The 13,657-nt window shown below is 61.0% G+C and carries 12 protein-coding genes; 10 read left to right on the forward strand and 2 right to left on the reverse strand.

Annotated features, from left to right (window positions below; translation table 11 throughout):
- The first annotated feature begins 5 nt into the window (after nucleotides 1–5).
- From ACP0KA_RS23800 to ACP0KA_RS23840, 9 genes are read left to right on the forward strand one after another with little or no spacing between them, the layout of a single operon-like run.
- On the forward strand, nucleotides 6–644 hold the full coding sequence (locus ACP0KA_RS23800) for an NADH-quinone oxidoreductase subunit J (RefSeq protein WP_424631173.1): 639 nt from the start codon (nucleotides 6–8) through the stop codon (nucleotides 642–644).
- The gene (nuoK, locus tag ACP0KA_RS23805) at nucleotides 641–949 is read left to right on the forward strand and encodes an NADH-quinone oxidoreductase subunit NuoK (RefSeq protein ID WP_424631174.1); all 309 of its coding nucleotides are present in this window, start codon (nucleotides 641–643) and stop codon (nucleotides 947–949) included. The genes ACP0KA_RS23800 and nuoK overlap by 4 nt, the downstream gene beginning before the upstream one ends.
- An 8-nt stretch (nucleotides 950–957) precedes the next feature.
- Nucleotides 958–3,036 carry an NADH-quinone oxidoreductase subunit L gene (gene nuoL, locus ACP0KA_RS23810; protein ID WP_424631699.1) on the forward strand — a complete coding sequence of 693 codons (2,079 nt, stop codon included), beginning with the start codon at nucleotides 958–960 and terminating at the stop codon, nucleotides 3,034–3,036.
- Nucleotides 3,033–4,544: an NADH-quinone oxidoreductase subunit M gene (locus ACP0KA_RS23815; RefSeq protein ID WP_424631175.1), complete on the forward strand. Its 1,512-nt coding sequence runs from the start codon at nucleotides 3,033–3,035 to the stop codon at nucleotides 4,542–4,544. Before nuoL ends, ACP0KA_RS23815 begins: the two co-directional genes overlap by 4 nt.
- 22 nt (nucleotides 4,545–4,566) lie before the next feature.
- Nucleotides 4,567–6,003 (forward strand): NADH-quinone oxidoreductase subunit NuoN, encoded by a 1,437-nt coding sequence (gene nuoN / locus ACP0KA_RS23820; RefSeq protein ID WP_424631176.1) that lies wholly within the window; start codon nucleotides 4,567–4,569, stop codon nucleotides 6,001–6,003.
- Nucleotides 6,003–6,809: a biotin--[acetyl-CoA-carboxylase] ligase gene (locus tag ACP0KA_RS23825; RefSeq protein ID WP_424631177.1), complete on the forward strand. Its 807-nt coding sequence runs from the start codon at nucleotides 6,003–6,005 to the stop codon at nucleotides 6,807–6,809. Before nuoN ends, ACP0KA_RS23825 begins: the two co-directional genes overlap by 1 nt.
- Nucleotides 6,809–8,479, forward strand: coding sequence for a ribonuclease J (locus ACP0KA_RS23830; protein ID WP_424631178.1), 1,671 nt, complete (start codon nucleotides 6,809–6,811; stop codon nucleotides 8,477–8,479). Before ACP0KA_RS23825 ends, ACP0KA_RS23830 begins: the two co-directional genes overlap by 1 nt.
- 19 nt (nucleotides 8,480–8,498) lie before the next feature.
- Entirely contained in the window at nucleotides 8,499–8,903 is a 405-nt protein-coding gene (gene mce, locus ACP0KA_RS23835) for a methylmalonyl-CoA epimerase (protein WP_424631179.1), read from the forward strand.
- A 5-nt stretch (nucleotides 8,904–8,908) separates the two neighbouring features.
- Nucleotides 8,909–9,199, forward strand: coding sequence for a DUF1467 family protein (locus ACP0KA_RS23840; protein WP_424631180.1), 291 nt, complete (start codon nucleotides 8,909–8,911; stop codon nucleotides 9,197–9,199).
- Nucleotides 9,200–9,525: 326 nt separating this feature from the next.
- On the opposite strand, the gene ACP0KA_RS23845 is transcribed toward ACP0KA_RS23840, so the two are convergent.
- A complete protein-coding gene (locus ACP0KA_RS23845) occupies nucleotides 9,526–11,568 on the reverse strand; it encodes a TonB-dependent receptor family protein (protein WP_424631181.1) in 2,043 nt (680 codons plus the stop codon).
- A 157-nt stretch (nucleotides 11,569–11,725) separates the two neighbouring features.
- Nucleotides 11,726–12,106 (reverse strand): DUF2946 family protein, encoded by a 381-nt coding sequence (locus ACP0KA_RS23850; protein WP_424631182.1) that lies wholly within the window; start codon nucleotides 12,104–12,106, stop codon nucleotides 11,726–11,728.
- Between the two features lie 179 nt (nucleotides 12,107–12,285).
- Between ACP0KA_RS23850 and proS the strand changes: the two genes are divergently transcribed.
- Complete coding sequence (gene proS / locus ACP0KA_RS23855) at nucleotides 12,286–13,605, forward strand: proline--tRNA ligase (protein WP_424631183.1); 1,320 nt, start codon at nucleotides 12,286–12,288, stop codon at nucleotides 13,603–13,605.
- Nucleotides 13,606–13,657 lie beyond the last annotated feature (52 nt).

A 13,657-nucleotide genomic window follows, 5' to 3' on the forward strand; every position in this document is an offset into this window, starting at 1 on the left:
AGGGCATGATCGGTCCCGCACTTTTCTTCTATCTCTTCGCCTGCATCTGCGTGGCGTCCGCGATCATGGTCGTGACCGCGCGCAACCCCGTGCACTCGGTGCTGTTCCTGATCCTGGCGTTCGTCAATGCCGCCGGGCTGTTCATGCTGCTCGGCGCCGAATTCCTGGCGATGATCCTCATCGTGGTCTACGTCGGCGCTGTCGCGGTGCTGTTCCTGTTCGTGATCATGATGCTCGATGTGGACTTCGCCCAATTGCGGCAGGGCTTCATCGAATACCTGCCGGTCGGCCTTCTGATCGGTGCGGTGTTCCTGGCGGAATTGCTGCTGGTCGCAGGCGGCTGGGCGATCAACCCGGCTATCACCAAGGCGATCACGGCGCCCATTCCGGGCAACATCAGCAACACCGAAGCGCTGGGCCTCGTGCTCTATACGAAGTACCTGCCGTACTTCCAGCTGGCCGGCCTCGTGCTGCTGGTCGCCATGATCGGCGCCATCGTGCTGACGCTGCGCCATAAGCCGAGTGTCAAGCGCCAGAGCATTCCGGTGCAGAACGCGCGGACCAAGCAGGCCGCGATGGATGTGCGCCAGGTGCCGTCAGGGCAGGGCCTTCAGGATGCGGATGCCGGGGAGTGGGTGCGATGACGATCGGTCTTGGTCACTATCTCGCGGTCGCCGCCATCCTGTTCACGATCGGTATTCTCGGTATCTTCCTGAACCGCAAGAACGTCATCGTCATCCTGATGTCGGTCGAGCTCATCCTGCTCGCCGTGAACATCAATCTCGTGGCGTTCTCGTCGTTTCTCAACGACATCGTCGGGCAGGTCTTCGCGCTGCTCGTGTTGACGGTTGCTGCCGCAGAGGCCGCGATCGGACTTGCTGTGCTCGTGGTGTTCTTCCGCAATCGTGGATCGATCGCGGTTGAGGACATCAATCTGATGAAGGGCTGATGGGGACAATGATTCAAGCTATCGTTTTCCTGCCGCTCATCGGCGCACTGATCGCAGGTGCGGTCGCGCTGATCGGCGCACATGGCCGCAACCCGAGCGGCGACGAAATGGATCATGCCCATGGGCATGATGGCCACGCTCACGCCCACGCCGCACACGATGATCATGGCCACGGCCATGACGACCACAGCCACGACGATCACGGTCCGGTCGAGCCGCCGGCCATGGGCTCGCGCGCCGCTGAAATCTTGACCACGACGCTGCTGCTGATCTCGGCGGCGCTGTCGTGGATGACCTTCGTCGACGTCGGCTTCATGCATCATGATGCCCGCGTCCAGCTGTTCCAGTGGATCAGCTCCGGCGATCTGGTCGTGAACTGGACCCTGCGGGTCGATACGCTGACCGCCGTCATGTTGGTGGTGGTGACGACCGTGTCGTCGCTCGTTCACCTCTATTCGATCGGCTACATGCACGAAGACCCGAACCGTCCGCGGTTCATGGCCTATCTCTCGCTGTTCACCTTCGCGATGTTGATGCTGGTGACGGCAGACAACCTCGTGCAGCTGTTCTTCGGTTGGGAAGGCGTGGGTCTCGCGAGCTACCTGCTGATCGGGTTCTGGTTCCAGAAACCGTCGGCCAACGCCGCCGCCATCAAGGCGTTCGTCGTCAACCGCGTCGGTGACTTCGGCTTCGCGCTCGGCATCTTCGCGATCTTCATGCTGGTCGGTTCGACCGACTTCGAGACCATCTTCGGCAGCGCGCCGGGCCTCGTCGGCAAGACCATCCACTTCTTCCGTTGGGATGTGGATGCTTTGACGCTGACCTGCCTGTTGCTGTTCATGGGCGCGATGGGCAAGTCCGCGCAGTTCCTGCTGCACACCTGGTTGCCGGACGCGATGGAAGGCCCGACCCCGGTGTCGGCCCTCATTCACGCCGCGACCATGGTCACCGCCGGTGTGTTCATGGTGGCACGTCTGTCGCCGCTGTTTGAGCTCGCACCGAACGCCAAGGCTTTCGTGATGTTCATCGGCGCGACCACAGCCTTCTTCGCGGCCACGGTCGGTCTGGTCCAGAACGACATCAAGCGCATCGTTGCTTACTCGACCTGTTCGCAGCTCGGTTACATGTTCGTGGCGATGGGCGCGGGGGCTTACTCCGTCGGCATCTTCCATCTGTTCACCCACGCCTTCTTCAAGGCGCTGCTGTTCTTGGGCTCCGGCTCGGTGATCCACGCGATGCATCACGAGCAGGACATCCGTAAAATGGGCGGCCTGAAGGATAAGATCCCGTACACGTTCGTCGCGATGACGATCGGGACACTTGCCCTGACGGGCTTCCCGCTGTTTGCCGGATATTTCTCCAAGGACGCGATCATCGAGTCGGCGTTTGTGGCGCATAACCCGTTTGCGCTTTATGCGTTCCTTTCGACGGTTATCGGGGCTGGCCTGACTGCCTTCTACTCATGGCGTCTGGTGTTCAAGACATTCTTCGGCGAGCCGCATGATCACCATCACTACGAGGCTGCACATGAGAGCCCGTGGACGATGATGATCCCGCTTGCCGTGTTGTCGGCGGGCTCGATTCTCGCAGGTTTCCCGTTCAAGGAGCTGTTCGCGGGGCATGGCATCGAGGAGTTCTTCCGGGACTCGATCAAGATGTCCCCGCACATCATCGAAGAGATGCATCACATCCCTGAGACGATTGGCTTCCTGCCCACCGTGATGATGGTGATCGGCTTCTTGGTGTCCTGGCTGTTCTACATCCGCCGGCCGTATCTGCCGGTCGAACTCGCGAACCAGCATCAGGGCCTGTACCAGTTCCTGCTGAACAAGTGGTACTTCGACGAGCTGTACGATGTGCTCTTCGTGCGGTCGGCGAAGTGGCTCGGCCGCTTCCTGTGGAAGAAGGGCGACGGCATGATCATCGACGGCCTCGGCCCTGATGGCATCTCGGCCCGCGTGCTCGACGTGACGCGAAACGTCGTGCGGCTGCAGACCGGTTATCTTTATCACTATGCCTTTGCCATGCTGATCGGCGTCGCCGGCCTGATCACCTGGTTCATGTCTGGTCTTGGGGGCCAACAATGACAACCTGGCCCGTTCTCTCTGTTGTCACCTTCCTGCCGGTTGTCGGCGCTCTGCTGGTCTATCTTCTGGCGCGGGGCGGGGACGAAGCGGCTGCACGCAACGCACGTTGGATCGCGCTCTGGGCCACGATCGTCACCTTCGCGGTGTCGCTCATTCTGGTCATGCGGTTCGATCCGTCGCAGACCGGCTTCCAGTTCGTCGAGAAGGCGCCCTGGCTCGCGGGCACGATCAACTACCACATGGGCGTCGATGGCATTTCGCTGCCATTCGTGATCCTGACCACCGCGTTGATGCCGTTCTGCATCCTGGCGAGCTGGAAATCGGTTCAGTTCCGGGTGCGCGAATACATGATGGCGTTCCTGTTCCTGGAAACGCTGATGATCGGCACGTTCTCCGCGCTCGATCTCGTGCTGTTCTATCTGTTCTTCGAAGGTGGCCTTATTCCGATGTTCCTGATCATCGGCATCTGGGGCGGTCCGCGCCGGGTCTACGCGAGCTTCAAGTTCTTCCTCTACACGTTCCTTGGCTCGGTGCTGATGCTGCTGGCCATCATGGCGCTGTACTGGAACGCGGGGACGACCGACATTCCGACCCTGATGCAGACGGCCGTGCCGCGCAGCCTGCAGACGTGGGCGTGGCTGGCGTTCTTCGCCTCCTTCGCGGTCAAGATGCCGATGTGGCCAGTGCACACCTGGTTGCCGGACGCGCACGTCGAGGCGCCGACGGCGGGCTCGGTTGTGCTGGCGGCGATCCTGCTGAAGATGGGCGGCTACGGCTTCCTGCGCTTCTCGCTGCCGATGTTCCCGCTGGCGTCGCATGATTTCGCACCGCTGGTGTTCACGCTCTCCGCAATTGCGATCGTCTACACCTCGCTCGTCGCGTTGATGCAGGAAGACATCAAGAAGCTGATTGCGTACTCCTCGGTCGCGCACATGGGCTTCGTGACCATGGGCATTTTCGCGGGTACGACCCAGGGCGTTGCGGGCAGCGTGTTCCAGATGATCTCGCACGGCATCGTGTCCGGCGCACTGTTCCTCTGCGTCGGCGTGGTCTACGACCGGCTGCACACACGCGAAATCAAGGCCTATGGCGGCCTGGTGAATCGCATGCCGCTGTATGCGTGCGTGTTCCTGGTGTTCACGATGGCAAACGTCGGCTTGCCCGGCACCTCCGGCTTCGTCGGCGAATTCCTGACACTGCTCGGCACGTTCAAGACCAGCATTCCGACCGCCACGATTGCCACACTCGGCGTGATCCTCTCGGCGGCCTACGCACTGTGGCTCTACCGCAAGGTCGTGTTCGGCGTGCTGGACAAGCCGTCGCTGGCCAGCATCAAGGACCTGACGCTACGTGAGGTGGTGATCCTCGCTCCATTCGTGATCCTCACCATTCTGTTCGGGGTCTATCCGAAGCCGGTGCTGGATATGTCGGCCGCGTCGGTGCAACACGTCGTCACCAATTTCAATACAGCAGTGACCGCCGTGAAGGCGGCGGCGCTGGTTCACTAAGCAACGGGCAGGACAGGACGTTATGACTTTCGACGTTTCAGGCTACTCGCTGCTCCCGGTCATACCGGAACTGGTGCTCGCGATCGGCGCGATGGCGCTGTTGATGCTCGGCGCGTTTCGCGGTGAACAGACGACGCCGATGGTGACCGGCATCGCGGTGATCCTTCTCGTTGTCACGGGCCTTCTTGAGCTGTTTTGGCTGCCTGCCGGCAAGCTCACCACGTTCGGCGGCAGCTTCGTTGTCGATGACTACGCACGCTTCCTGAAGGTCCTTGCGCTGATCGGTTCAGGCGTCACGCTGATCCTGTCGCGCCGGTTCCTCGAGGAGCAGGCCAAGATCTTCGAGTACGCCATCCTGGTCCTGCTCTCCACCGTCGGCATGATGGTGCTGATCTCGGCGGCCGACCTGATCATGCTCTATCTCGGCCTCGAGCTGATGAGCCTGGCACTGTACGTCGTAGCCGCCAGCCATCGCGACAACACCAAGTCCACGGAAGCCGGCCTGAAGTACTTCGTGCTCGGAGCCTTGTCCTCCGGCATGCTGCTTTACGGCGCGTCGCTGATTTACGGCTTTACCGGTACGGTCAGCTTCGCCGGCATCGCAACGGAAGCGAAGACCGGCAGCATCGGCATCCTGTTCGGCATCGTGTTCCTGCTCGCGGGCCTCTGCTTCAAGGTCTCCGCGGTGCCGTTCCACATGTGGACGCCTGACGTTTACGAGGGCGCTCCGACCCCTGTGACGGCGTTCTTCGCCTCGGCTCCGAAGGTCGCCGCACTGGCTGTGTTCACGCGTGTGGCGCTGACCGCATTTCCCGGCGTCGTGTCGGAGTGGCGGCAGATCGTCGTCTTCGTGTCGATCGCATCCATGGCGCTCGGATCGTTCGCCGCCATCGGCCAGCGCAACATCAAGCGCCTGATGGCCTATTCGTCGATCGGCCATATGGGCTTCGCGCTGGTTGGTCTGGCCGCGGGCACCGAGCAGGGCGCGCAGGGCGTGCTGATCTACATCGCGATTTATGTGGCGATGACGCTGGGCACGTTCTCCGTCATCCTCGCCATGAAGCGCAACGGTCAGGCCGTTGAGACCATCAGCGATTTCGCGGGCCTTTCCCGCACCAATCCGCTGCTGGCATTCGTCTTCGCCATGCTGCTGTTCTCGCTGGCCGGCGTTCCGCCGCTCGCGGGCTTCTTCGGCAAGTTCTACGTCTTCCTGGCTGCGATCCAGTCGGGCCTGTTCGCGCTCGCCGTGATCGGCGTGCTCACCAGCGTGGTGGGTGCGTTCTACTACTTGTCCATCGTCAAGGTGATGTACTTCGACGAGCCGGCAGGAGCGGTCGAGCCAATGGGCGTCGAGTTGCGCACGGTGCTGACGGTCGCGGGCGTATTCAATCTGTTGTTCTTCGTCTATCCGGGGCCGCTGGTCAGCGCGGCCAGCGTCGCGGCAAAGTCCCTGTTCTGATGGCATTTGCGCTCGGTCCACGGGCTAAGTCTCAAGGATATCGTTTCACGGCGTTCGATAGTATCGGTTCGACCAATACCGAGGCGCTGGAACGGGCGAGAGGCGGAGAACGCGGACCGCTGTGGTTGGTGACGGACCTGCAGACGGCAGGCCGTGGTCGCCGTCAACGGGCCTGGGTATCTCCCCGGGGGAATCTCGCGGCAACTGTCCTGGAAACCATGGACGTACAGCCCTCTGTCGCGGCAACATTGGGTTTTGCCGCAGGACTCGCGCTTGAAGCGGCGTTGCAGGCGGTGAGCTTGGAATCCGTGATGCGCTCGGGTGGATCAGCAGTCAGTTATCGTTTGAAGTGGCCCAATGATGTCCTCGCCGGTGGCGAGAAGCTGTCCGGCATTTTGCTGGAGGCAGAGACGATCGGCGGCGGACTGGCGGTCGCGGTCGGCATGGGCACGAATATCGTAGCGTCGCCGGAAGGGACACCGCACCCCGCAACGTCTCTGTCGACGCTTGGGGTCAATGCCAGCGCAGGCGATCTGTTCATGGCCCTGTCCGACTCGTGGGCCGAACTTCGCGGCATTTGGGATAACGGACGTGGGTTTGCCGACATTCGACGCATGTGGCTGGAGCGCGCAGCCGGCATTGGAGAGACGGTTTCGATCCAGTCGAATGACACGATCATCGAAGGCACCTTCGAGACCATCGACGACACGGGCTGCATGATCGTGGTGGACCATAATGGCAGGCGCAGGCCTATTGCAGCGGGGGATGTCTATTTCGGCTCCGCCAAATCATCCGGAGCAGCTTGATGGCGCGACCTGACGAATTGATGTTCGCGCCGCTCGGCGGCATTGGCGAGATCGGCATGAACCTGTCGATCTACGGTCTTGGCAATCGCCAGCAGCGTAGCTGGCTCGCAATCGATCTCGGCGTCTCGTTCGGCACCGAAGAACATCTCCCCGGTATCGATGTGATGATGCCGGATATCCGTTTCCTGGTGAAAGAGCGGAAAAATCTCATGGGTCTCGTCCTGACCCATGCCCACGAGGATCACTTCGGCGCCATCATCGATCTGTGGCCGCAACTGCAGTGTCCGATTTATGCGACGCAATTCAGCGCGGCCTTGTTCGAGGCGAAGTGCGCTGCTGAGCGCAATCCGCCGAAAATTCCGGTGACGATTGTGCCGTCCGGCGGCCGGGTGGACATTGGTCCGTTCAACGTCGAATTCGTCCCCGTCGCGCACTCCATTCCGGAGTCGCATGCGCTTGCGATCCGCACCCCGGTCGGAACGTTGCTTCACACCGGCGACTGGAAAATCGATCCGACGCCGATCATCGGCAAGCCCACGGATGAGAAGCGCCTGCGCGAGATCGGCGACGAAGGCGTGCTGGCTCTGATCGGAGATTCGACCAACGCGGTTCGCGAGGGACGTTCACCGTCGGAGCGGGAAGTCGCCAAGACCATTGAAGAGCTGATCAAGGCCGCGCGCGGACGCGTGGCCGTGACAACGTTTGCGTCCAACGTCGCACGCGTTCGTGCCATTGCAGAAGCCGCGAAAGCCGCCGACCGTGAGGTCGTGCTGGTGGGGCGCGCGATGGAGCGCGTGGTCCAGGTCGCGCGTGAAACCGGCTATCTGGACGGCGTGCAGAATTTCCGCGGCGCGGATCTCTATGGACATTTTCCGCCGGACAAGGTGCTGGCGCTGTGTACGGGAAGCCAGGGCGAACCTCGCGCCGCATTGGCGCGCATCGCCAACGATGATCATCCGCTGGTGACGCTCAACAAGGGCGACACGGTGATCTTCTCCTCGCGAACCATTCCCGGCAACGAGAAGGCGGTCGGATCGATCATCAACAAGCTGATCATGCAGGGCGTCGAGATCATCACGGACCGCAACCACCTTGTGCACGTCTCCGGACACCCGCGGCAGGATGAGTTGCGCGACATGATCTCGTGGGTGCGGCCTCAGTTGCTAATCCCGGCCCATGGCGAAGCGCTGCATTTGTCCGAGCATGCCAAGCTTGCGCGCGCTTGCGGCGTGCCGAAGGTGCTGATCTGCAAGAACGGCGATCTGGTCCGGCTGGGACCGGGAGATCCGGCAATCGTCGACCAGCTTCCTGCTGGCCGGATCTACAAGGACGGCAATCTGCTCGAGGACGAGAATGCGCGCGCGGTCGTCGAGCGGCGGCGCATGGCGTTTGCAGGCTGCGCCTTCGTGGCTATCGCCATGACGGACAAGGGCGAGCTGGCCGACGATCCGGAAGTTGATCTCGCGGGCGTTCCGGAAAAGAATGCGGACGGCGCGGACATCGCCGACGAGATTTTCGATCTCGTGGTCTCGACCGTGGAGAATTTGCCGCGTGCGCGGCGTCGCGATCCTGACGCGGTCGCGGAGTCCGTGCGGCGTGCAGTCCGAGCCGGGATCAACGAGCAGTGGGGCAAGAAGCCGCTTTGCTATGTTCACGTATTGATGGTTTGAGTTCGCGCGGAGGACAACCATGCTGGGCCGGCTTAATCACGTTGCGATCGCAGTGAAGGATGCCGAGAAGGCTGCGCAGATCTACGGCACGGCATTCGGCGCGGATATTTCGGACGCAGTGCCGCTGCCCGAGCATGGTGTGATCACCGTGTTTGCCACGCTGCCCAACACCAAGATCGAGTTCATCCAGCCGCTCGGCGACAACTCGCCGATTGCAAAGTTCCTGGAGCGCAACGCCGACGGCGGCATTCATCACATTTGCTATGAAGTTCCGGACATCATCGCCGCGCGCGACACATTGATTGCGGAAGGTGCGCGCATCCTCGGCGATGGCAATCCGCGGATCGGTGCGCACGGCAAGCCTGTGCTGTTTCTTCATCCGAAGGATTTCTCCGGCGCGCTCGTCGAAATCGAACAGGCCTGAACACCATGGCCTATACAATCTCAACCATGTTCGCGATCTACTTCGTCATGTGGTGGGTCGTGTTGTTTCTGACGTTGCCGTTCGGCGTGCGCAGCCAGCACGAAGACGGCGAGGGCGCGCCCGGCACCGATCCCGGCGCGCCGGTGATGCCGCGCATGGCGCGGAAGCTGCTCTGGACCACGATTATTTCGGCGACTCTTTTCGCCGCTGCCCTGGCAGCGCAGAAAGCCGGCTATTTGAATGTCGATCGCCTCACCGATCTGATGGGCGTTCCGATCCCGTCACGCTACAATTGACCGCAAAAAAAAAAGCAGGGCCAAAGCCCTGCTTAAAAATTGTGTCGACCCTATTTCCCCGAATTAGTTGGATCTATCCTTGATTAACCGGGGCGACGCCGCTTGTGCGCGCCAGGGACTCCTCCCGAGACTTGGACCACCAGATGATGCGGCGAAGAGCGCACCTGTCTGACATCAAATTTGTAACTCAGTGATTTTGAGTTGTCACCTTTTTCGGCAATAAATGTCCATTTTTGTGGCGCTGCACAATTTCGCAAAAATCGCGAAAACCCCAGCAAACGAAGGGTTTTCGCAAGATATCTCTGGCATGCCAGCGAAAGATTTTCTCACCATCGAACTTTAATTCCTGCGTAGACCGCGCGACCGTTGCCGGGCTCGAACAGCGGAGAGTTCAGATTCGCCTGGTTGATGATGCTGGCGCTGGCGATATACGCCTTGTTCGCGATGTTGCGGGCCTCGAGATAGAACGAATATTTGCCGTCATCGATACCGGCTTTCAGCCCCCAGATCGCATAGGCCTGCGTGGCGAGCGTGTTCGCGCTGTCCACGTAATAGGCCTGCGGCACCCATTCGATGTTCGGACCGATGTAGAAGCCGTTCGGGTGCTTGTAGAGTAATTCGGCACGGAGGAAATGACGCGGCGCGCCGGGTATCTGGTTGTTATGGTACGTCGGATCGTTATCGAAGCGGAAATCGTTGAACGTGTAGGCGAGGTTGACCCAGAGTTTGTCGGCACCATCGCCCTGCACGAAGATGTTCTTGACGATCGCAGCACCGAGGCCGGCTTCGATGCCTTGATGGACGGTGCGGTCCGCGTTGGTGACGTTGCAGTTGCCGAAGGTGTTGTAGAAGCACAGCAACTCGTTGCGGATGTTGGCGCGATAGCCGGTCAGTTCCCAGGTCAAATCAGGGCGTTTGCCGCGTGTTCCGATCTCATACGTCGTGGCGGTCTGCGCCTTGATGTCGAAGAAGGGAATGGTCGGAAAGGTCGGATTTTGAAAGTTCGGTGCCACGCTTTCGCCGAAGCTCGGCACCTCGGCGCTGCGCGAGATGTTGCCGAAGACCTGCCAGGTCGGATCGACGTCCCAGAGGAAGCCGGTCTTCGGGCTCCACAGGCTGAAGGTGCTGCGGCCGTTGACGTCGCCATTGAGGGAGAAATTCACCTGCTGATCGCGGACGGCAAACAGGTATTGCGTGCCTGCGATGAGCGCGACGTTCGGCAAAACGTAGAACGAATTCTCCGCATAGCCGGAATAGTTCTCCGGCTTCTGCAATAGCGACGACACAGGCGTGCCCTTGTAGCCGCCAACGTTCGCGTACTGCCTCGCGTCAATCGTGCCGTCGAGGATATTGATGCCGGCAACGAACTTGTTGCGGTAGCCATTGATGACGCGGTCGTCGGTCGCCCGCACGAAGCCACCGTAGTCGTGGTAGTGGTAGTCGAGCCACTGATAGATCGGGTGCATCAGATGGCGGTCGACCCCGAAGGCGCCGAACTCGACCGTTGTGTTGTCGAACCGCATTGTCGTCTTGTTGGCGATGCGCACGGTGTCGATGTTACGCTGCCAGTCATTGGCGACGTTGACGGGCGCTGCAGCCGCCGGGTCTGTCAGCGCCGATGTTCGGGTGACTGAGCCCGGGATGCGCTGACGCACATCGTTGGCATCGATGTAGAAGCGCGTCTCGAAATCGGGCGAGAACTGATAGCCGATATTGCCGCTGGCCCGCGTATCATGGCCGTAACTATGGTCGCGGAAACCCTGCGATTGCTGATTGGAGGCCGTGAAGAACCCGTCCCACGGACCGTTCGCGCCGCCGACATTGCCCTGGAAGCGGCGGTAGCCGAACGCGCCCATATCGATGCCGGCGCTGTTGATATTGGCGTCCCGGCCGGTCGGGGTCACGAAGTTGATCGCGCCGCCCAGCGAGTTCGCGCCGAAGCGCAACGCATTCGCGCCTTTCCAGACCTCGACGAATTTATATGCCGTCGGATCGATTTCCTGGAAGTCGCCGTACCCATCGGACGTGTTGATGGGGATCCCGTCCATGAAGAGCTGGACGCCCCTCAGATGAAAGTTGCGCGAGAGGCCGGACCCGCGGATGGAGAGGCGGGTGTCGTCGCCGAATTTCGGTTGGGCGAAGACGCCGGGAACATAATCGAGAATGTCCTTGATGGTGCTTGCCACCGAGTTGTTCTTGTAGGCGTCCGCCGGCACCACCGCGACGCCGCCGGGCGTCTGCTGGATTTGCTGCAAGGCCTGTTCGGCGGTCTGCACCGCGAGCGACGGCGGAACGGACGAACTCTGCTGCGAGGTTTCGACGTCGATGGTCGGCAGAGTCTGAGTGGCGGTTTGTGCGGTCGCGGACATGACCGAGGCCAGCAATATGGCGGACGCGCACGAGAGCCGTTGTGCTGTTGCTTCGTTGTGCGACGCTACGCGCCGCAACCGTGGATACACGGGTAACATGGATTAGTTTCTCACCAGGCGAATTGACGGAAAAGCGGGCGCACGAAGGCGCAAATCGTCAACCGAGGTGAGGAGGACCGCGAGGCTGGTGCTCGTTGACCGTTAGCGGAGCAACGAAATGCTCTGCGGGTGGAAACTCGTAAAAGACGTTGAACGCGATCCGGATCGCAAGGGCCGGAGGTGGCGGGGGCAGATCGGCCATCGCCGCGCCGGATACGCATAACGGACAATGGATGATCGGCTTGGCCGGATTGCCGCTGTCGTCAGTGGTTTGACCCGACGAGGTGCCATTCAGGCAGAACTCATGGATGTCGTTCAGCTTCTGTGGAGAGATCGAGGCGAGAAGCGCGCTGGTCAGCATCACATTGAAGACGAGCGCATAGGCTGCGACGAGCGCCGCCAGCCGACCGATCCTCTTGATGCGTGCCGAAAAGGTCACAAGTTCAACCTCAAGCCTATTCGTCTGTTAGCATGACGGCGGGGGGGCGGATAGCCAGATTTGACCCTATAACTGCCCGGGCCGCCCGCTTTCACTTGTCTTTTCACAGCCGATCCGGTTTGACTACCCACCCAACTCCACCTCGATTCCACCAGTTTCAAGCCAGTCAGAGTACACCCATGCGACTCACGCGCTTCTTTTTGCCCATCCTCAAGGAGACGCCGAAGGAGGCCGAGATCGTGTCGCATCGCTTGATGCTGCGCGCCGGCATGCTCCGTCAGGAGGCCGCGGGTATTTATGCTTGGCTGCCGCTCGGCTTTCGGGTGCTCAAGAAGATCGAGAAGATCGTTCGAGAAGAGCAGGACCGGGCAGGCTCCATCGAGCTCCTGATGCCGACGCTCCAGCTGGCGGATCTGTGGCGGGAGAGCGGGCGCTATGACGCCTATGGTCCGGAGATGCTGCGCATCCAGGATCGGCACAAGCGCGAGCTGCTGTACGGGCCGACCAACGAGGAAATGATCACGGAAATCTTCCGGGCTTACGTGAAGTCTTACCGGAGCCTTCCGCTCAACCTCTATCATATTCAATGGAAATTCCGCGACGAGCAGCGTCCGCGCTTTGGCGTGATGCGTGGCCGCGAGTTTCTCATGAAGGATGGCTATTCCTTCGACGTGGACGAGGCCGCGGCACGCCTGTCCTACAACCGGATGTTCGTGGCTTACCTGCGCACGTTTGCGCGGATGGGCCTCAAGGCGATCCCGATGCGAGCAGAGACCGGCCCGATCGGCGGGGATCTCTCACACGAGTTCATCGTGCTGGCGGAGACCGGCGAGTCGGGGGTGTTCTGCAATAAGGACGTGCTCGATCTTCCGGTCCCCGGCGAGGATGTCGACTATAGCGGCGACCTCACGCCGATCATCAAGCAGTGGACCGAACTCTATGCGGCGACTGAGGATGTCCACGATCCGGCGCGCTATGACCGCGAGGTCCCGGAAGAGAAGCGGGTGCAGACCCGCGGCATCGAAGTGGGACAGATCTTCTACTTCGGCACCAAATACTCGGACACCATGAAGGCGATGGTCAACGGTCCGGACGGCAGCGAGCAGCCGATCCACGGCGGTTCGTACGGTGTCGGCGTCTCGCGTCTGGTCGGCGCGATCATTGAAGCCTGCCACGACGAGAACGGCATCAAGTGGCCGGAGGAAGTCGCGCCATTCCGCGTTGCGATCCTGAACCTGAAGCAGGATGACGCAACGACGGGTGAGGCCTGCGAGAAGATCTACAAGGCACTGACGGCCAAGGGCGTTGATGTTCTCTACGATGACACCGATCAGCGGCCGGGCGGCAAGTTCGCCACCGCCGACCTCATCGGCATCCCATGGCAGGTGTTGATCGGTCCGCGCGGATTGGCTGAAGGCAAGGTCGAGATCAAGCGTCGCAGCGATGGCTCGCGCGAGTTCATGAGTCTCGACGACGCAATCAACCGTTTCATGCACTGATTTAATCTTGGTGCTGTCGCAGTTGGTGAAGCACCTGACTAGAATTAGCCCG

This window comes from Bradyrhizobium sp. SYSU BS000235, assembly GCF_049747295.1.
In the GTDB taxonomy this organism is placed as follows: Bacteria; Pseudomonadota; Alphaproteobacteria; order Rhizobiales; family Xanthobacteraceae; genus Afipia.